Genomic DNA, 17,979 nt, shown 5'->3' with positions numbered 1-17,979 from the left:
CGACTATGTTGAAGCACTTTTGGGGCTCTCTTGTCTTCACCGCCATCTGCATGGCACTGGGCGGGTGGTATGGTTGGACCATTTCCGGAACGGTTGAAGGCACGCTTTCGATCCTTTGGATTTGCGCAGTTCTGGCCGTGCTTGAGGTCTCGCTGTCCTTCGACAATGCCGCCGTCAACGCTTCGGTTTTGAAAGACATGGACCCGGTGTGGCAGCAGCGCTTTCTCACCTGGGGAATTGCGATTGCAGTGTTTGGCATGCGGGTTGTGTTCCCGGTCGTCATCGTAATGGTGGCCGCCTCGCTTGGTCCCATTGACGCAGTCAGCCTCGCGCTTAGCGAGCCAGCAGAGTACCAACGGATCGTCAGCGACGCGCATATCGGCCTGATGGGGTTTGGCGGCGCGTTTCTGGGGATGGTTGGGCTCAAATTCTTCTTCGATGCAGAGAAAGAACTCAATTGGATCGCCGCGATCGAGCGTCCATTGGCCAAAGTCGCCGAAATTGAGGCGATTTCAATTGGCCTAATTTTGCTTGGCACATGGGCGGCATCGACCATGCTTGCGGACTCAGACGCTCTCACCTTTATCATGGCCGCAATTGGCGGGCTTCTCACCTATCTTGCGGTGGAGATCGTCAACCATGTGCTTGAGCCGCCAACGCCTTCGACAGGCACAGTCGCCAAGGCTGGGTTTGGCGCATTCCTTTATCTCGAAGTGCTCGATGCAAGCTTCTCTTTTGACGGCGTGATCGGAGCATTCGCGCTTACCAACAATCTCATCATTATCGCGATTGGCCTTGGCATTGGGGCGATGTTTGTGCGTTCAATGACGATCTTCCTCGTGCGCAAAGGCACTATGTCGGAATATCGCTATCTTGAGCATGGCGCGTTTTACGCGATCCTTGCGCTCGCGATCATCATGTACATCAACACCTTTGCCCATATCCCAGAAGTCATCACCGGACTGATCGGCGCCGTACTTATCGGCTTGGCCTTCTGGTCATCAGTTCGCGCCAATCGAGCAGAAGGCACAGCGCAAGCCGCTTGACGGATTGGCGGCTTTAGTGGCAAAGGCGCGCCACCAAGAGCGGGCGGGTATAGCATAGTGGTAATGCTCTAGCCTTCCAAGCTAGCTAGAGGGGTTCGATTCCCCTTACCCGCTCCATTCCCTAAATTTCTGGATAGTAAAGAAGTTCGACTAGGTTTCGATGTTCTTTTCTTGGATCGGAACTACGATGCCTGCCCAGCAGCTTCGCGCCCCAATCTCGATCATTCAAAGTAGCTGAACCAGTGCACAAAGGCGAACGTGGGCCATTCGGAACTGAACGCCCGAAATTGGGTGGGAAGCTGCCATTCGAACTGTTCCTCAAGATCATCGTATTTTTGAGAAAATTCTCGCGAGCATGTAACGTTTCTCATGCGGATTGCATCATTGCTGTCGAGAGCTGAAATTTTGTAGCGCAGATGCGCATAAGCAGGAAGCAAACGAAATGATTGAAGCAGGACTGCTCTGGGCGTTTGTCGCCGCCTTCATATTCGCGATGCTGGCGCGCCGGTTGGCGAGTTCGGTTCTGACAGCACCGATCTATTTCATTGCGCTTGGTTTGCTCCTCGCAAAGGTTGGCTGGATCGAACTGGAAGCGGCGGAGCAGACTCTACATTTGGTTGCTGAGGCCACTCTGGTGGTCTTGCTTTTTCTGGATGCATCGCAAATTGATTTGCGCCAACTCAAGAAGCACCACGTCTGGCCGCAGCGGATGCTCATGCTCGGATTGCCGTTGAGCGTTTTGATCGGAACATTCGTCGCTGGACTTATTCTACCAGACTGGCCGCTCGTCGCACTTGCTTTGGTCGCGGCAATATTGGCTCCGACCGACGCAGCGCTGGGCCAATCGGTGGTCACAAATGAAGCAGTGCCGCAAAGTGTCCGCCGCGGGTTAACGGTCGAAAGCGGGCTAAATGACGGCATGGCCTTGCCCTTGATTTTGCTCTTTGCAAGCCTGGTAGGCGAGGTAGATGGGCGCGGTACGCAAGATTGGATTGCCTTTGGGTTCGCTCAAATTCTCTTGGGCCCGCTAGCCGGTATAATCGTGGGCTGGGTTGGCGCGGTCATTATGCTGCGCGCCGTGAGACATAAGCTGACCTCTGCCTCATTCGAAGGCATTGCAGCGCTCAGCTTGGCTGCGATTGCATATCTTGCAGCTGGCGAAATTGGTGGGAACGGCTTTATTTCAGCGTTCGTTGCCGGGCTGACTTTCGGCAATTGCGTCAAAGGTCGCTGCAAATTCCTGTTCGAGTTCGCCGAAAGCGAGGGTCAGCTTTTCATGTGGGCTGCATTCTTCTTGGTCGGTCTGGTTCTCGTACCAGAGGCCCTAGAGAATCTCACATGGCCGATCTTTGGCCTAATCATGCTGAGCCTATTCCTCGTGCGACCGTTAGCGATTTGGCTATCCCTGATCGGAACCAAAACGGCCGCATCTACAAAACTGTTCATGGGGTGGTTTGGACCGCGCGGCCTTGCCACCGCTTTGTTTGCACTGCTGATTCTTCCGCAAATCGGCGGTGAATATGAAGAGATAATTTTGGCCATCGCAATCAACGCCGTTTGGATAAGCGCCATTCTGCACGGCGTGAGCGCGACGCCGTTAAGCAAACTTTACGGAAACTCCGTTTCAAATATGGGGTCCTGCGCGGAGCAAGAGCCTGTGCCCATGCCATTCGAAACGGATAGCCCCACAATTTCAGAACCCAAAACCTCAGATCAAACCGGAGAAACGCATGACTGACGTCGCTATTGCGAGAATCGATGAACTAGAAGACCGCAAGCCAGCGCATGCCTTGGTCGCCAATGTGGATCTCGTAATTGTCAGATTCGATGAGACCGTATCTGTGTTTTACGGTCGCTGCTTGCACCGCGGTGCGCTGATGTCAGACGGATTTGTCGACGCGAACGACAACCTCATTTGCGGAGTTCACAATTGGGATTATCGGCTCGACACCGGCGTATCGAGCTACGCCAATGAAGAAGCGCTTCATAAATTCAATTCGAGAGTGGCAGATGGTAATGTGCTAGTCGACGAAGCCGAAGTCGCCGCCTGGCACGATACCAATCCGCAACCCTTCGACCGCGATGCCTATCTTGGCCAATATGCCGACACCAGTCATGGGACCGCTGAAGAGCCTCATAATGGGCTGATCCAGCAATATGCTCGCGAAGGCTTGTCCAAGGTTGGGCATCATGGTGCAATGACATCGATGGGCGTGCCGCGCGATGAGCTGCCAACTTGGGACGACATCCAACTGCTTACAGCCCAGCTGCACAAGCCGCCACTTCTCGATGAAGACGGCGTTGGTACCGAGGTCGTAATCGGCCCGAATGCGAAAAAGCCATTGAAGCTCAAAATCCCTCTTTTCGTTTCGGATATGAGCTTTGGCGCATTGTCGGAGACAGCCAAAGTCGCGCTTGCGCGCGGTGCTGAGATGGCTGGGACCGGCATCTGCTCGGGCGAAGGCGGGATGTTACCGGACGAGCAGTCGGAAAACAGTCGCTATTTTTATGAGCTCGCATCGGCGCGATTTGGCTTTTCTTGGGATAAGCTGGACCGTGTACAGGCGTTTCATTTCAAGGGCGGACAAGGCGCGAAGACCGGCACTGGCGGGCACCTGCCCGGCAACAAAGTGCAGGGGAAAATCGCCGAGGTACGCGGGTTAAATGAAGGCGAAGCGGCCGTTTCGCCGCCCCGCTTCCCGGAATGGACCGAGGTTAGCCAGATCAAGGAATTTGCCGACGAAGTTCGTGAGCGGACAGGTGGAATTCCAATTGGCTACAAACTTTCTGCACAACATATCGAAAAGGATATCGATGCCGCACTGGCTGTTGGCGTCGACTACATCATCCTCGACGGGCGCGGCGGCGGCACCGGCGCTGCTCCGGTCATTTTCCGGGATAATATCTCGGTGCCAACCATTCCCGCTCTGGCGAGAGCGCGGCGGCATCTCGATAGCCTCGGCCGCAAAGACATCACGCTGGTAATCACCGGCGGCCTCCGCAAACCGGTGGATTTCGTCAAAGCGATGGCGATGGGCGCCGACGCCATTGCCGTTTCCAACGCTGCGATGCAGGCAATTGGCTGCGTGGCGATGCGAGCGTGCCATACCAACAATTGCCCGGTCGGGATTGCCACGCAGAAGCCTCATCTGGAAAATCGCCTGCTTGCGAATAGTTCAGCCGCACAGCTGCGCAATTTCTTTGAGGCCAGTGTCGGCCTGATGGAGGTGATGGCACGTGCATGTGGTCACGACCATCTTAGTAAATTCAACATTGACGATCTGACCACCTGGAAGCCCGATATGGCGAAACTGTCCGGCGTCAGCTTTGGCGGAGTGAACTGATCATGGCTGAAGAAAAGCTAGACTGGATCAAAGTTGCTCGGGTCAATGAACTGCCCGAAGGCCGCGTCAAAACTGTTACTGCTCGTACAACTTCGATCTGCCTATCGCATTTCGACGGTCAGTTCTCTGCAATGGACAATCACTGTCCGCACCAGAACGGACCGCTCGGAGAGGGCTCCATCGAAAAGGGCGTGGATGGGAAATGCTGGATCCGCTGCCCATGGCACGGATGGGACTTTGATCCGCTGACCGGCAGGTCGCCGGGCGGTCATGAGGATTCTGGTCAGGAAATCTATCCGATCAAGATCGAAGACGGTGAAATCTCTGTCGGGCTTGAGCCAGAGCCACCGCATGAGCGCACAGTCACCGATGAAATGGCAGAAACGATGGTGAATTGGGGCGTCAAACGCGTCTTCGGCATGGTTGGCCATAGCAACCTTGGCCTGTCCGATGCGCTGCGACTGCGCGCAATGGATGGCGAAATTGGCTATATTGGTATTCGCCACGAGGGCGCGGGTGCCTTTGCCGCCTCCGCCTATGGCAAATTGACCGGCCAGCCGGCAGCTTGCTTGACCATTGCCGGACCTGGAGCGACCAACCTTCTCACCGGCCTATGGGATGCGCATGTCGACCGAGCGCCAGTGCTAGCATTGACCGGCCAGGTTCAAACACAAGTGTTCGGGCCGGGAGCCTTCCAGGACATCGATCTGGCAGCAGCGTTCGATGCAGTCGCACATTTCTCACAAACAGTTTTACCAACATCGAAGCATGGTGAACTGATGTCGCTAGCCTGCAAAAATGCGCTTGATCATCAACACGTGTCGCACCTAATTTTCCCTGACGATGTACAGACGTTGCCAAGCGAAGTCCCGGCTAAGACGCCTCTAGGGCGCATGGGAGGAAGCTCTGTCATCCCGGACGGAGCAGATCAGGCAGCGGCAGTAAAACTTATCAACGCAGCGAAACGTCCAATAATCATCGTCGGCCACGGCGCACATGGCGCACGTGAGCAGATCATCGCCTTGGCCGAACGCTTGGGCGCTCCCGTTATGACGACTTTCAAAGCCAAGGGCTTGATCCCCGACACACATCCCAACGCAGGCGGTGTGCTGGGGCGTTCGGGAACGCCAATCGCCAGTTGGTTCATGAACGAAGCTGATTTAATTTTGGCATTGGGGTCTTCCTTCGCAAATCACACGGGGATCGAACCATCCAAACCGATAATTCAGGTCGATTTCGATCGATCACAATTGGGCAAGTTTCATGCTGTTGAGCTGCCGGTTTGGGGAGAGATCGGAGCATTTTGTGAAGCAATTTCATCTAGCGTTGAGCGTGCTCGCGATGCCGTCGATCAGATTACCGAACTGGCGGACCGCTGGGGAATGTGGCGCGATGAGAAAACCCGCCGTATTTCGGAGGAGGCTGATAGCGGCGTCCATAGCGCCTCCATCTTCGCAGCTCTCAGCGAGTTTGCACCGGAAGACGCAATCATAGCCGTTGATGTCGGCAACAACACCTACAGCTTTGGCCGTTATTTTGAGACCAAGGGGACGCAGCGCGTTTTGATGTCCGGTTACCTTGGATCAATCGGGTTCGGTTTCCCGGCCGCGATGGGAGCCTGGGCAGCCACGCAAGACTTCGAGGCGTTCAGGGGGCGCAAAGTCATCTCAATCTCGGGTGATGGTGGCTTCGGCCAATATCCGATGGATTTCACTACTGCAGTGAAGCACGGAATGGATATAACCCACGTGCTGCTGCATAATGGCCAATTGGGTAAGATCACCAAAGAGCAAAAAGCAGGCGAATGGCTGGTTTGGGAAACCGAACTGCACAACCCGTCTTTCGCAGCCTTCGCCAAATTGTGCGGCGGGCATGGCCAACGAGTGACGAAAAGCGACCAACTTCGCGATGCATTGCAGGCAGCACTCACTGTCGAGGGACCAGCTTTGGTCGAAGTGATGGCTGACGCAGAACTTATCTAACGTAGGAACTTCAACGAAATGACCAATGCGAACTCGAAACTGCTGCAGGAATTGCAACCTTCCGAGCTTTCACATGCGCGGGCACTGACACACCGTGCAGCACAACATCTCACCGGGCTGGCACGCGCGAACATCGAAGCTAAGCCGGACGACAGTCACTCGAACCTAGGCTGGGATCAGGCAATTGGCGGATTGCGGACTCACGCTATCGGTGATGTCGTGATGGCTTTGAAATTTTCGCCGCTTGCGCTTATTGCCCTAAAAGACGGTGAGCCGGTTGAAGAGTTGTTGCTCCATGGCAAGACGGTCGCTCAAGCTGAAGAATGGACCGATCAAACGGCCCTCTCCCTCGGTCTGAGCGCAGCCTCGGCCGCAACAATTCCCTACGATCTTCCAGATGATGTCGCCACGATCTCAACTTACGATACAGTTGACGCAGCTGAACAATTGAGGGCCGTCGGCGAGTGGTTCAACCTTGCAGCAAGTGTTCTGGAAGCATTGGCCGCAGCTGAGGCAGGTCGAAAGCCCGGGCCCAGCCCGGTGCGCTGCTGGCCTCACCATTTCGACATCGCAACTTATGTTGCGCTTGAAGAAGGCGATCCAGAAACGGCGCGAGGCATCGGTGTAGGAATGTCGCCAGGCGATGAAGGCCACGACGAACCTTATTTCTACATCAATCCATGGCCGCATCTCGACAAAGCTTCTCTGCCGGAACCAACGTCTCCCGGCTATTGGCATGTTGACGGATATGTCGGTTTGGTCGCAACCGCTACCAGCTTGCAGGCCACAGGTTTCGTTGCGGGGAGCACATCTGACTTCATAAACTACGGCTTCAGAACAGCGTTCGACGCGCAATGGGCCGATTGATTTGACTGCGGCACTGGCTCTATTGATCTTGCTGGCGGGCTCGCTGGTCATTGTCCGAATTGCATCGGTAGTCTTGAGGCTCACTGGATTGCCCGACCACGTCGCGAGGTTTCAGAGCATCTCGGCCCTAACCGGCGCGGGGTTCACAACCACAGAATCTGAAGCGATCGTCAATTTTCCTATACGGCGCAAAGTCGTTGTCGCCTTGATGGTCTTAGGGAATTTGGGTCTCGTCTCGGTTGCTTCGACGATTATTGTCGCGCTGGCGGATTCGGTAGGTGATACCGACAGATTGCTGCTACAAGTGGCGCAAATGGCTGCGACGATTGCAGTGATCGCTCTCTTCATGCTCAGCAAAACGCTTGATCGGTTGTTGTGCGGCGCAGCAGCGCGCGTGCTCCGCTATTTCATGAGCGCGAAGGTCGAGCACTTTGATGTCTTGCTGGCATTGGGGCCGGATCATTGCGTTGCCGCGCATGTATATCGAGGAAGGAACGACATTTCTGCCTATGACTTGCTCGGCGATCTGAGAAGCATTTCGATTATGGCGGTTATGGGTTTGGAGCACCGCCTAGGTGATATTGATCAGCATGAGACACGCATTGGGCCCAACGAGACGGTGATCTGTTTTGCTTCAGTGGCCGATCATCGGTCCTTTTCGGAGAAAATCATAGCTTTGGCTTGACCATTGGAACGCTTGAAGCAATTGGAGGAACGGACCTTGGATGATAGGAAATAGGCGAACATGGACATTTCTGATCAGCAAATTCGCTGGCTTACTGGGGTAGTAGGTTTGTTGGCCGCGGTGATTACCGGCACTGGTGAATTCTTGCTTCATTTTGATCCTCAGGCCAGATTTACTGACGGGCTGGCCTTCTTTGAGGGCATCTCCGAAACCCGTTCGAACTGGGGCCACTTCATCGGGGTATTGGGCGCGCCGCTATATGCTGTTGGTGCCTATCATATCTATTTGATGCTCCGGTCAGCCAATCACCGCTGGGCGTTCATTCTGTTCATCGTGATGGCATATGGTTGTGCTCTTGGCGGCGTTTGGATGGGTTCACGCGCCTCGATCAGTGCAATCGTAAATGCTCCGCAATACGCTGATCTGGGTCACTTGGTGGCTCTGTATGATCTGCGTTATGAATCGCTGCTCAATGTCACGCGCTTCGGGATATTGGCGATCTCGATCATCTACATCTGGCTAACTGCCAGCGGTCGCAGCGATTATCCGAAGTGGATGGCGTTCTTCAATCCGATCATCCTGCTCTTGTTCAGCTTTGCAGTTTGGTTGGCCGTGCCCGACATCGGCAAGTTCATGATGCCAATCGCCCTCAATATTGGGTTTGCAATTTTCTTTGCGCTTTCCCTTTTCCACGTCCACCGCCTACGCACCGATACGAAGGAACCTACTGATGCTTAGAGCTCTAAAACTCGGCCTGTTTGGCATTCTTGGATTGATCGTCATGCTGATGCTGGTGGTCGTGATCATGCAAAGACTGGATACGCAAATCGACTATGATGTTTCCACTGATGGTGTCGACATCCCGACCTACACCGCAATCGACGTCCCCTATGATCAAGCGCATGATAACAGCATCACACTGCCCTTCGCGGCCAGTGGAGTAATAGACATCGATGGAGACGGAACCGAGGAGCTGTTTCTCGGCGGCAGCCGTAGCCAGCAAGACGGTTTTTTCCGTTTCGAGGAAGGCGAGTTTGTTGCCGTTGCGGGCACCGGCCTTTCGAAGGCTGATGGAGAAGCCAGCCACGGCTCTATCGTGCTAGACGTCGATAAGGACGGCGATGACGATCTTTTGGTCGCTAGAACGGACGGGATCTGGCTCCATCTGAATGATGGCGGAACATTCTCAAACACACTGCTCGATGCAACCATGCCCGAAGACACCACACCTCTGGGGATCGGTGTGGCTGACATCAATAGAGACGGCCATTTCGACATGTACGTTGGTGGTTACATCCGCAAAGATCTCGTCGAAGGGCAGAATATCTTCAACCGGCCAAACTACGGCGGAACCAGCCAAATGTTCCTCAACAATGGGGACAACAGCTTCGTAAACATCACCAAAGAAAGCGGACTGGAATTCCAGCACAACACATTCTTCGGCATCTTCGCTGATGTTGACGAGGATAGCTTTGAGGATCTCGTTGTTGTTCACGATACAGGTCAGGTGCGGACTTGGAAGAACAATGGCGATCTGACCTTCACCAATATGCCCAATCCAAACAGCGACTTTAATAGCTATCCGATGGGCATTGCAGTTGGCGATTACGACAATAGTGGCAGCGTCGACTTCTTCTTTTCGAACGTCGGGAGCACGCCGCCGAATTTCCTGATCCGAGGCGACACCACCGATGATCAAACCACGCATTGGAAGTGGATGCTCTTCCGCAATGACGGCGGTTTTCAGTTCTCCGATCAGGCAGCAGAGGCGAAAGTCGCTGATTACGAGTTCAGCTGGGGGGCAGTATTCGAGGATATGAATCTCGATGGGCGTGAAGATCTGATCGTATCGGAAAATTATGTTGGCCTACCGTTCCACAAATTTGCGTTCTTGCGGGCGCCGGGACGTTTTCTGATCCAAAATCGGGATGGGGAATTCGCTGCTGTCGGAGAACAAGCCGGTGTATCCAATCGCCGTTATTCAATCTCGCCGATCACTGCCGACTTCAACGGAGATGGCAGGCCTGATTTTGTGCACGTCAACATTGCAGGTCGATCACAGGCGTTTCTTTCCAAGCCTGGTTCGGGGAATGGCCTGAAAGTCATTCTTGATAATCGTATCGAGAGCATCGGCGCCAAGGTCAGTGTCACTCTCACGAATGGTGAGATCAGGAGCAAATGGTTCATACGCGGCGAAGGGCTATCTTCAGACAGTTCACCTATCCTGATATTCGGTCTGGGAGACCAGCAAGCCGCTAGTATTGAAATCGACTATTTGGCAGGTGACGACACGCAAGCAGATGGTCCTTTCGAAACCGGCATAGCTGATTTCAGAAGCGTGCCTAATGTTGCAGGCGAGTAGTCGAAAGCTTGCCCAAGCGGCGCTGGTACTTTTGGCGCTGCTCGGAGCTTGGTCTGCAGGAGAAATTTCCTACCAGCACCTCTTTGGCGAAGAGACTTGCCCCGAGCTTGGTTCCATACCGGCTTGCTTCGTCGTGTTGGCTGGATATGCAGCAATCGTATGGGCCGGGATCACGAAGCAAAAAACGATGCTTCTGCTAGGATGGATACCGGTTTTTGCGTTGGCAGCATTAGGAGCATCGTTCGAACTGCTGTCTGTTGATCCGGTTTGCCCGCAAACTGCAAACGGTATTCCCAAGTGCTACATCTCTTTAGCGGTTGCAGCCTCGCTAGGCATGCTCGGTTGGGTATCGGTTTTTCGCGCGCCAAGGTTTCCGGCAGGATAGTAATGTGACCAGTAGGTTGCTAGCTGTGCCGCTCTGATGCATCGATTAATTAACTCACCTGCCCCAGGTCTAAGTCCCCGCTAATGCCGAACAAGAATGAAACCCAATTCGTCGCGCGATTGGTGTCTGGCGAGAGGCAGGCATTCAAGGCGCTCGTCGAAGAGAACGCTGGCTGGATGCTGCAACTGGCCAAGCGATATACCAAGTCTGAAGCCACTGCAGCCGATTGCGTTCAAGAATCGTTTCTGCTGGTGTTCCGCAAGATTGGGGACTTCGAAGAGCGATCATCCCTACGCTCATGGATACGGAGTATTGTCGTCAGTCAAGCGTTGATGAAGCTGCGCAAGAGCGCTCAGTCCGATGAGCAGTCTCTAGATCATTTCATCCCTGAATTTGATCGCGATGGCTTGCTCGTTGGCCCCGTTTCAATCGCAAATGACCCGGTTGAAGCGGTGGTTTCACAGAGAGAGGTCTCGAGCATTGTTAGGGTCGCTATCGCGGAGTTACCTGACAGTTATCGGGCAGTTTTGCTGTTGCGCGACATCGAAGGTTACTCGACTCGTGAAACGGCTGAGGCTTTGGCGATCAGCGAGAGCGCAGTGCGCACCCGCCTGCACCGCGGGCGCAGCGAGCTGAAGAAGCAACTCCTGCCGACGATGAGCCCCAAAACGCTGGATGATATCCTGTGATGGCGCCGCTCATCTCGATAGCTCGCGCACGTGAAACGCATTTCGATCAACAGGGAGGATTCAGCCATGCATGATCATTCTCACCAAGTGTCGCCCAGATGCCGAATGTTCCGAGCGGTATTACGCCGCCCCTTTAGCAGGAAGGTCGTTCAGGCGATGGGCGGGGCGATGCTGAAATACCTGCCCGGCCAAATAACCTGCCGCGAGTTCGAGGACTTTCTGGCGGATTATGTCGAAGGTAGATTGACCGAAAAGCAGCTCAAGCTGTTCGACCATCACATGGCGGTCTGCCCTTTCTGCCGAACGAGTTTGGCGGCCTATGTGAAAACCATAAAGATGGGACAAGCCGTGTGCGCAGAGGACGAGAAGGACCACCTCTTTGACCGTGCGCCCCAACAGCTAATAGACGCCATTTTGGATGTCACCATCTACAGGGCTTAACTGATTTAACGTCCGCAATTGGGTCGAAAGCTGAACGTCGACTATTCGACTTCACCCCTTTCAAACCGGACAGTCCGTCCGCAGCCCGTCAACTAACTCTAACACTCTGTTCCCCTTACCCGCTCCAAAAATTTGCTTAGCAATAGCTTTTCTAGTTTTGCTTGGAGCCGGCTTCGGCTTAGCTGCGCATCCATGACAACGCTTACCCATCTCCAGCGGCTTGAGGCCGAGAGCATCCACATCATGCGCGAAGTCGCGTCTGAAGCGGAAAACCCGGTCATGATGTATTCGGTCGGCAAGGACAGTGCAGTGATGCTGCATTTGGCGCGCAAGGCGTTCTACCCTGCGCCCCCGCCCTTCCCGCTGCTGCATGTGGACACCACCTGGAAGTTCCAGGAGATGTACAAGCTGCGCGATGCAGTCACCGAGAAGACCGGCATGAAGCTGCTTGTGTGGCACAATGAAGAGGCGGCCGAACGCGGTATCAATCCGTTCGATCACGGGCCGCTGCACACCGATATGTGGAAGACCCAAGGGCTGAAGCAAGCGCTCGACCATTATGGTTTTGACGCTGCCTTTGGCGGAGCCCGCCGGGATGAAGAAAAAAGCCGCGCGAAAGAGCGTGTTTTCTCCTTCCGCACCGCCTCGCACAGTTGGAACCCCAAAGATCAGCGCCCCGAGCTTTGGAACCTTTATAACGCCAAGAAAAACAAGGGTGAGAGCATCCGCGTCTTCCCACTGTCGAATTGGACAGAGCTTGATATCTGGCAATATATCATGGCTGAAAATATCGAGATCGTACCGCTCTATTTCGCTGCGACACGCCCCACGTTTGAGTGGGAAGGCGGGTTGTTTATGGCGGACGACATCGACCGGCTGGAAAAGGTGATGGGCAAAAAGCCTGAGATCACCATGAAATCGGTGCGGTTCCGCACGCTTGGCTGTTTCCCACTGACGGGCGCGGTTGAAAGCACCGCATCAACCCTTTCCGAAGTGGTACAAGAGACCCTGCTGACCTCCACAAGCGAGCGGCAGGGCCGCGTGATCGACAAGGATGCAGGCGGTGCCGGCATGGAGAAGAAGAAGCAGGAGGGGTATTTCTGATGGAAAAGTCGCACCCAGCCTACGAAACAGATTCTCTGATCGCCGAGGACATTGGCGCCTATCTGGAAACCCACCAGAACAAGAGCCTCTTGCGCTTTATCACCTGCGGCAGCGTGGATGACGGCAAATCGACCCTGATCGGGCGGCTTTTGTACGATTCCAAAATGATCTTTGAAGATCAACTCGCGAGCCTTGAAGCAGACAGCGCCAAGCACGGGACACAGGGCCAAGAGATCGACTTTGCCCTTCTCGTTGATGGACTTGCAGCAGAGCGCGAACAGGGCATCACCATCGATGTCGCTTACCGCTTCTTCACGACGGAAAAGCGCAAGTTCATCGTCGCCGATACGCCGGGACATGAACAATATACCCGCAATATGGTGACAGGCGCCTCCACGGCTGACCTCGCCGTCATCTTGATCGATGCGCGCAAGGGCGTGCTTCAACAAACGCGGCGGCACTCTTTCCTTGTGCACCTTCTTGGCATCAAACATGTGGTGTTGGCGGTGAATAAGATGGATCTTGTCGATTACGCGGCTGAGACCTTCGACGCGATTGTCGCTGACTACACCGCTTTTGCCAAAGAGGTTGGGATTGAGGCATTCACGCCCATCCCCATTTCCGGGTTCAAAGGCGACAACATCACTTCTGCACCTTCGGCCAACACGCCGTGGTATTCCGGTCCAGCATTGATAGACCACCTTGAGACGGTCGAGCTTTCAAGCACGGCAGCGCAAGATGCATCTTTCCGCATGCCGGTCCAATGGGTGAACCGCCCGAACCTCGATTTCCGCGGGTTTGCAGGACAAGTCGCGGGCGGCACGATCAAGCCCGGCGATACGGTGCGCGTGGTGCCTTCGGGCAAGACCAGCACCATCAAAACCATCGCCACCTTCGATGGAGACCTTGATGAAGCAGTCGCAGGCCAATCGGTTACGCTTACTCTCGCAGATGAGGTCGATTGCAGCCGAGGCGATGTGATCACTGCCGCTGACAATCCGCCAGAAGCCTCTGACCAATTTTGCGCAAAGCTTGTGTGGCTCGACGAAGAAGCTTTGAAACCGGGGCGCGGTTATTGGCTAAAACTCGGCTCACAAACCGTCACCGCGACAGTGCAAAGCCCCAAGTTTGAGATCGACGTAAACTCGCTCGATCACTTGGCGGCAAAGACGCTTGGCCTCAACGCCATCGGCGAAGTGGAATTGGCGACGGACAAACCGGTCGTATTTGAACCTTACGACGCCTCGCGTTCGCTGGGCGGGTTCATCCTGATCGACAAATTCACCAACGCAACCGTTGGTGCGGGCATGCTCAATTTCAGCTTGCGCCGCGCACAAAACGTCCATTGGCAAGCGACCACGATTACCCGCGACGATCATGCGGGGCTGAAGAACCAGAAACCGCGCATCCTTTGGTTCACTGGCCTTTCGGGATCGGGCAAATCGACGATTGCCAATGAAGTCGAAAAGCAGCTTTCCTTGATGAACCGGCACACTTTCCTGCTTGATGGCGATAATGTGCGCCACGGCCTCAACAAGGATTTGGGCTTTACCGAAACCGACCGGATTGAAAACATCCGCCGCATTGGTGAGGTTGCAAAGCTTATGGCTGATGCAGGGCTTATCGTGCTCACCGCCTTCATCTCGCCTTTCAGGGCAGAGCGGCAGATGGTTCGCGAAATGCTGCCTGAAGGCGAATTTATCGAGATTTTCGTCGATACGCCGCTTGATGTGGCCGAAGCGCGCGATGTGAAGGGGCTTTATAAAAAGGCACGTTCTGGCGAGCTTAAGAACTTCACCGGGATCGACAGCCCTTATGAAGCGCCCGAGACGCCCGAAATTCGCGTCAACACCGTGGATATGAGCGTCGAAGAGGCTGCCCAGCACATCATTGCGCAGATACTTCCTCTGAAATGAGTATAGCTTCTCTCACCGACGCGGAACTGGCCGCACATCTGGCGCAGGCCGCAGGGCGCATTCTTCTCGAAGTGCGCACAAGCGGCGTGTTCGAAGGCAAGGCGCTTGGCAAAGCGGGCGATGAGACGGCGAATGCGTTCTTGTGCAATGCGCTGCGCTCTGCTCGGCCCGAGGATGGGCTCCTTTCCGAAGAGGAAAAGGACAATGCCGCGCGCCTCGATCAATCGCGTGTGTGGATTGTTGATCCGGTCGATGGCACCCGCGAATATGGCGAGCAGCGCGAAGATTGGGCGGTGCATGTGGGCCTTGCGATTGACGGCGCGGCGACCACAGGCGCGGTGGCTTTGCCCGGGCTTGATGGCGGAATTGTCCTTCACACCGATGCCGTACCCCCCCTGACCAAAAGCCCCGCCAAACGCCGTTTCCTTGTCAGCCGCACGCGCCCTGCAAAAGAGGCTGTCGCCGTTTCAGAGGCAATGGGCGGCGAGCTTGTCGGTATGGGGTCTGCGGGCGCCAAGGCGATGGCAGTCGTGCGCGGAGAGGCGGAAATCTACCTCCACTCAGGCGGGCAATATGAATGGGACAGCTGCGCTCCGGTTGCCGTGGCACAGGCCCACGGCCTGCATTGCTCGCGGATTGATGGATCGCCGATCCGTTATAACCAAACGGACACCTATCTGCCCGACCTGCTTATCTGCCGCCCGGAATATGCAGAGGAAGTGTTAGCTCTCGTCGCTGGGCTCTGAGGGTTCTGAACCGGCAGCAGAGGCCAGAATTTCAACCTCGACCCGGCGATTGGCAGCACGGCCATCTTCGTTAGGAGAACCATCGGGCAGAGCATTAGACTCAGCCGGATTTTGCTCTCCAAAAACAATCACATCAATACGGCGAGGTTCGGCGCCTGCGGCGATCAGCCATTCCGCAACAGCCAGCCCGCGCGCCTGCGAAGCACGTTCGTTCACGGCATCACTTCCTGCGCTGTCAGAGTGCGTGCGCAGGACGATTGCGGCCGAACTCGCGAATTGTTCAGAGCCAATCACCTGCTCAAGCGTCGCCAGAGCGTCCGCATCAAGTTCGGCTCCGCCATCTGGAAATCCAATGGTCGCCATAAAGCTCTCAGCGGGTTTCTCATCGTCGATCTTCGTTTCAGCCTCCACATCAGGCCGTAGGATTGAGACGGGTTCTTCGTCGGGGATTTCGCCAACAGCGGGCGCCTCAACAGACGTCTCAGGCGCTTCGTTTGGTGAACCGCAGCCGGCCAGTATTAGACCCAGGACGAGAAAAAGCGGCGATGCGTATCTGAGGCTCATGAGCTGACCTTTCCAGGTATCTTTGGCGGAGTGTAGGAAATGACGATATCGCCCGCGCGCGGTTCAGGGCGCACGGCGTGGGTGAAGAAGCGTAAGGTGCCGTTTTTACGAACGATGAGCAGCAGGCTGGCATCATCCGACAGCTTTTCACGGGCAGCGTCGAAATCAAATTCGTCGGACAATTTCGTCTTTTTGAAGACCCAACCATCGTGAATGCGGTCATTCACCTCATCAACACCAAAGCCATCTTCAAACAGAGCGCGGCCCCTGATGCTTTCAGGCAGTGCATGGCGGCTTTCTTTGCCTTGATTTTCGCCCAGTTGATAGACCATATCGCGCCCGATCTCATGGGCGAATTCGTTGCAAACCAGCGCATTGTACGCCTCATTCTCAGTGGCTGCGACCAGCACTTGAAAAGGAGAGAGATCGAGATTGTGCTCGGTCGCCTCGTTGAGGATTTCACCATGATAGGTAGGCAACCCTTCAAGGCGAGCACGTCCCAATCGCTGCCAACTTTGATCAACGATGAGCACCGGCGTCCCGACGGCCTGCAACTCCTTCGCGAGCTCAATGGTCCAAGCGGTTGCGCCAACGATTAGTAGGCCCGGCCTTGTATCGCCCTTTACCTTCAACAACCGAGCGACGAAATTGACGCTAAAACCGTGAGCGATGACAGTGCTCACAACCACAGCAAAGCTAAGGCCGATGAGGATTTGCCCACCCGCAATGCCAAGATCATCCAGGCGCAGCGCAAAAAGACCAGAAATCGCGACGAGGACAATGCCGCGCGGCGCAATCCAAGCGACAAAGAGGCGTTCATTCCACGGGATATTGGTACCCAAAAGGCTGACCAGAACTGTGATAGGACGCACCAAAAGCAGGAGCGCTGCGAGAAAAGCCCATGGCCGCCAGCTTGTTTGAAGATAAGTAAGCTCCTCCCAGCGCAGCGACGCAGCCAGCAGGATGAAAATACCCGAGACAAGGAGAACCGCGATGTTCTCTTTGAATGGGTGGATCGCTCGCATTCCGGACACTTCGCGATTGGCAAGGGTCACACCCATAACCGTGACGGCTACAAGCCCAACTTCATGTTCGATCTGATTGGTGAGGACAAAGACGCTGATCACCGTGATGAAGAGCACCGGGACTTTAAGGAACTCTGGAACTGCGCCGCGCGGGAAAAGCCATGCAATAAGCCGCGCCGCGGCATAGCCGATGAGCCCGGCAAGAACGGCGGCGATAACCAGAGGCGGCGCCACATCAAAGACGCTTGCGTCGGGAAACTCATTGAGGCGGCGAAAGTACTCATAGGCGGTTACCGCGCACAGCGCGCCGGTCGGATCGTTTACGATCCCTTCCCATTTGAGGATTGAGTTGGGCCGCGTTTGGATGTTGGCTTGACGAAGCAATGGGATCACAACCGTTGGCCCAGTGACGATCAGGATGCCGCCAAAGAGTACCGCGACCGGCCAAACAAGTCCGGCGACAAAATAACCTGCGAGCGCGCCGAGCGCCCAACCCACCACCACTCCAACGGTCGCTAGGCGCCATACTGCTCTGCCCGAATGCCGGAGTTCGCGCAGATCAAGACTAAGCCCGCCTTCGAACAGGATAAGCGCGACCCCAATGCTGATCATCGGATCGAGCAATTCTCCAAAGGCTGCTTCTGGGTCGATGATTCCGGTTATCGGGCCAGCGATAAAGCCAGCGGCCAACATAAGGACAATCGCGGGCCAGCCCGTACGCCAAGCGGCCCATTGCGCGCCGATGCCAAGTGCACCGACAGCTGCAATTGTAATGGCTTGGTTTTCGAGGGAGATAGTTCAGAACCTTTCAGGGTGCAGGGCT

General features: G+C 55.2%; 16 protein-coding genes and 1 tRNA gene. 15 read left to right on the top strand and 2 right to left on the bottom strand.

Features of this window, described 5'->3' with window-relative positions; translation table 11 throughout:
• Nucleotides 1-5: 5 nt before the first annotated feature.
• The 15 genes from ABJ205_RS09730 (at nt 6) to ABJ205_RS09660 (ending at nt 15,567) form a co-directional block, all read left to right on the top strand.
• A complete protein-coding gene (locus ABJ205_RS09730; protein ID WP_348160041.1) occupies nt 6-1,046 on the top strand; it encodes a DUF475 domain-containing protein in 1,041 nt (346 codons plus the stop codon).
• 43 nt (nt 1,047-1,089) lie between these two features.
• A tRNA-Gly gene (locus ABJ205_RS09725) sits at nt 1,090-1,163 on the top strand.
• A 325-nt stretch (nt 1,164-1,488) separates the two neighbouring features.
• Nucleotides 1,489-2,784, top strand: a complete 1,296-nt coding sequence (locus ABJ205_RS09720; protein WP_348160042.1) for a cation:proton antiporter — start codon at nt 1,489-1,491, stop codon at nt 2,782-2,784.
• Complete coding sequence (locus tag ABJ205_RS09715) at nt 2,777-4,390, top strand: glutamate synthase-related protein (RefSeq protein WP_348160044.1); 1,614 nt, start codon at nt 2,777-2,779, stop codon at nt 4,388-4,390. The genes ABJ205_RS09720 and ABJ205_RS09715 overlap by 8 nt, the downstream gene beginning before the upstream one ends.
• Nucleotides 4,391-4,392: 2 nt before the next feature.
• The gene (locus tag ABJ205_RS09710) at nt 4,393-6,372 is read left to right on the top strand and encodes a thiamine pyrophosphate-dependent enzyme (protein WP_348160046.1); all 1,980 of its coding nucleotides are present in this window, start codon (nt 4,393-4,395) and stop codon (nt 6,370-6,372) included.
• 18 nt (nt 6,373-6,390) lie between these two features.
• A complete protein-coding gene (locus ABJ205_RS09705) occupies nt 6,391-7,239 on the top strand; it encodes a hypothetical protein (RefSeq protein ID WP_348160048.1) in 849 nt (282 codons plus the stop codon).
• A 1-nt stretch (nt 7,240) separates the two neighbouring features.
• Nucleotides 7,241-7,924, top strand: a complete 684-nt coding sequence (locus tag ABJ205_RS09700) for a hypothetical protein (RefSeq protein WP_348160050.1) — start codon at nt 7,241-7,243, stop codon at nt 7,922-7,924.
• Nucleotides 7,925-7,984: 60 nt separating this feature from the next.
• The gene (locus tag ABJ205_RS09695) at nt 7,985-8,662 is read left to right on the top strand and encodes a DUF6796 family protein (protein ID WP_348160051.1); all 678 of its coding nucleotides are present in this window, start codon (nt 7,985-7,987) and stop codon (nt 8,660-8,662) included.
• Nucleotides 8,655-10,286 carry a CRTAC1 family protein gene (locus ABJ205_RS09690; protein WP_348160053.1) on the top strand — a complete coding sequence of 544 codons (1,632 nt, stop codon included), beginning with the start codon at nt 8,655-8,657 and terminating at the stop codon, nt 10,284-10,286. Before ABJ205_RS09695 ends, ABJ205_RS09690 begins: the two co-directional genes overlap by 8 nt.
• Nucleotides 10,270-10,671 carry a hypothetical protein gene (locus tag ABJ205_RS09685; protein WP_348160055.1) on the top strand — a complete coding sequence of 134 codons (402 nt, stop codon included), beginning with the start codon at nt 10,270-10,272 and terminating at the stop codon, nt 10,669-10,671. The genes ABJ205_RS09690 and ABJ205_RS09685 overlap by 17 nt, the downstream gene beginning before the upstream one ends.
• Nucleotides 10,672-10,754: 83 nt before the next feature.
• Entirely contained in the window at nt 10,755-11,360 is a 606-nt protein-coding gene (locus ABJ205_RS09680; RefSeq protein ID WP_348160057.1) for an RNA polymerase sigma factor, read from the top strand.
• A 66-nt stretch (nt 11,361-11,426) separates the two neighbouring features.
• The gene (locus ABJ205_RS09675) at nt 11,427-11,801 is read left to right on the top strand and encodes a zf-HC2 domain-containing protein (protein WP_348160059.1); all 375 of its coding nucleotides are present in this window, start codon (nt 11,427-11,429) and stop codon (nt 11,799-11,801) included.
• Nucleotides 11,802-11,993: 192 nt separating this feature from the next.
• Nucleotides 11,994-12,905 (top strand): sulfate adenylyltransferase subunit CysD, encoded by a 912-nt coding sequence (gene cysD, locus ABJ205_RS09670; RefSeq protein ID WP_348160060.1) that lies wholly within the window; start codon nt 11,994-11,996, stop codon nt 12,903-12,905.
• The gene (gene cysN / locus ABJ205_RS09665; protein ID WP_348160061.1) at nt 12,905-14,821 is read left to right on the top strand and encodes a sulfate adenylyltransferase subunit CysN; all 1,917 of its coding nucleotides are present in this window, start codon (nt 12,905-12,907) and stop codon (nt 14,819-14,821) included. Before cysD ends, cysN begins: the two co-directional genes overlap by 1 nt.
• Nucleotides 14,818-15,567 carry a 3'(2'),5'-bisphosphate nucleotidase CysQ gene (locus ABJ205_RS09660; protein WP_348510050.1) on the top strand — a complete coding sequence of 250 codons (750 nt, stop codon included), beginning with the start codon at nt 14,818-14,820 and terminating at the stop codon, nt 15,565-15,567. Before cysN ends, ABJ205_RS09660 begins: the two co-directional genes overlap by 4 nt.
• On the opposite strand, the gene ABJ205_RS09655 is transcribed toward ABJ205_RS09660, so the two are convergent.
• Both ABJ205_RS09655 and ABJ205_RS09650 read right to left on the bottom strand, forming a co-directional pair.
• Nucleotides 15,544-16,131, bottom strand: coding sequence for an OmpA family protein (locus ABJ205_RS09655; RefSeq protein WP_348160065.1), 588 nt, complete (start codon nt 16,129-16,131; stop codon nt 15,544-15,546). The two genes, ABJ205_RS09660 and ABJ205_RS09655, sit on opposite strands and share 24 nt — an antisense overlap.
• Nucleotides 16,128-17,849 (bottom strand): sodium:proton antiporter, encoded by a 1,722-nt coding sequence (locus tag ABJ205_RS09650; RefSeq protein ID WP_348160066.1) that lies wholly within the window; start codon nt 17,847-17,849, stop codon nt 16,128-16,130. The genes ABJ205_RS09655 and ABJ205_RS09650 overlap by 4 nt, the downstream gene beginning before the upstream one ends.
• Nucleotides 17,850-17,979: the final 130 nt, after the last annotated feature.

Origin of the sequence: Erythrobacter sp. (assembly GCF_039988855.1) — a bacterium.
Classification (GTDB): domain Bacteria; phylum Pseudomonadota; class Alphaproteobacteria; order Sphingomonadales; family Sphingomonadaceae; genus Erythrobacter.
The sequence above is the reverse complement of the archived record's forward strand: the minus strand, read 5'-3'. Positions and strand labels throughout refer to the sequence as shown.

Excerpts from the sequence above, each read along its gene's own strand:
- ABJ205_RS09650 (WP_348160066.1), bottom strand. The coding sequence starts at position 17,849 with ATGTTGGCCGCTGGCTTTATCGCTGGCCCGATAACCGGAATCATCGAC.
- ABJ205_RS09710 (WP_348160046.1), top strand. The coding sequence starts at position 4,393 with ATGGCTGAAGAAAAGCTAGACTGGATCAAAGTTGCTCGGGTCAATGAA.
- ABJ205_RS09720 (WP_348160042.1), top strand. The coding sequence starts at position 1,489 with ATGATTGAAGCAGGACTGCTCTGGGCGTTTGTCGCCGCCTTCATATTC.
- ABJ205_RS09695 (WP_348160051.1), top strand. The coding sequence starts at position 7,985 with ATGGACATTTCTGATCAGCAAATTCGCTGGCTTACTGGGGTAGTAGGT.
- cysN (WP_348160061.1), top strand. The coding sequence starts at position 12,905 with ATGGAAAAGTCGCACCCAGCCTACGAAACAGATTCTCTGATCGCCGAG.
- ABJ205_RS09715 (WP_348160044.1), top strand. The coding sequence starts at position 2,777 with ATGACTGACGTCGCTATTGCGAGAATCGATGAACTAGAAGACCGCAAG.
- ABJ205_RS09685 (WP_348160055.1), top strand. The coding sequence starts at position 10,270 with ATGTTGCAGGCGAGTAGTCGAAAGCTTGCCCAAGCGGCGCTGGTACTT.
- ABJ205_RS09680 (WP_348160057.1), top strand. The coding sequence starts at position 10,755 with ATGCCGAACAAGAATGAAACCCAATTCGTCGCGCGATTGGTGTCTGGC.
- ABJ205_RS09690 (WP_348160053.1), top strand. The coding sequence starts at position 8,655 with ATGCTTAGAGCTCTAAAACTCGGCCTGTTTGGCATTCTTGGATTGATC.
- ABJ205_RS09705 (WP_348160048.1), top strand. The coding sequence starts at position 6,391 with ATGACCAATGCGAACTCGAAACTGCTGCAGGAATTGCAACCTTCCGAG.
- cysD (WP_348160060.1), top strand. The coding sequence starts at position 11,994 with ATGACAACGCTTACCCATCTCCAGCGGCTTGAGGCCGAGAGCATCCAC.
- ABJ205_RS09675 (WP_348160059.1), top strand. The coding sequence starts at position 11,427 with ATGCATGATCATTCTCACCAAGTGTCGCCCAGATGCCGAATGTTCCGA.
- ABJ205_RS09655 (WP_348160065.1), bottom strand. The coding sequence starts at position 16,131 with ATGAGCCTCAGATACGCATCGCCGCTTTTTCTCGTCCTGGGTCTAATA.
- ABJ205_RS09730 (WP_348160041.1), top strand. The coding sequence starts at position 6 with ATGTTGAAGCACTTTTGGGGCTCTCTTGTCTTCACCGCCATCTGCATG.
- ABJ205_RS09660 (WP_348510050.1), top strand. The coding sequence starts at position 14,818 with ATGAGTATAGCTTCTCTCACCGACGCGGAACTGGCCGCACATCTGGCG.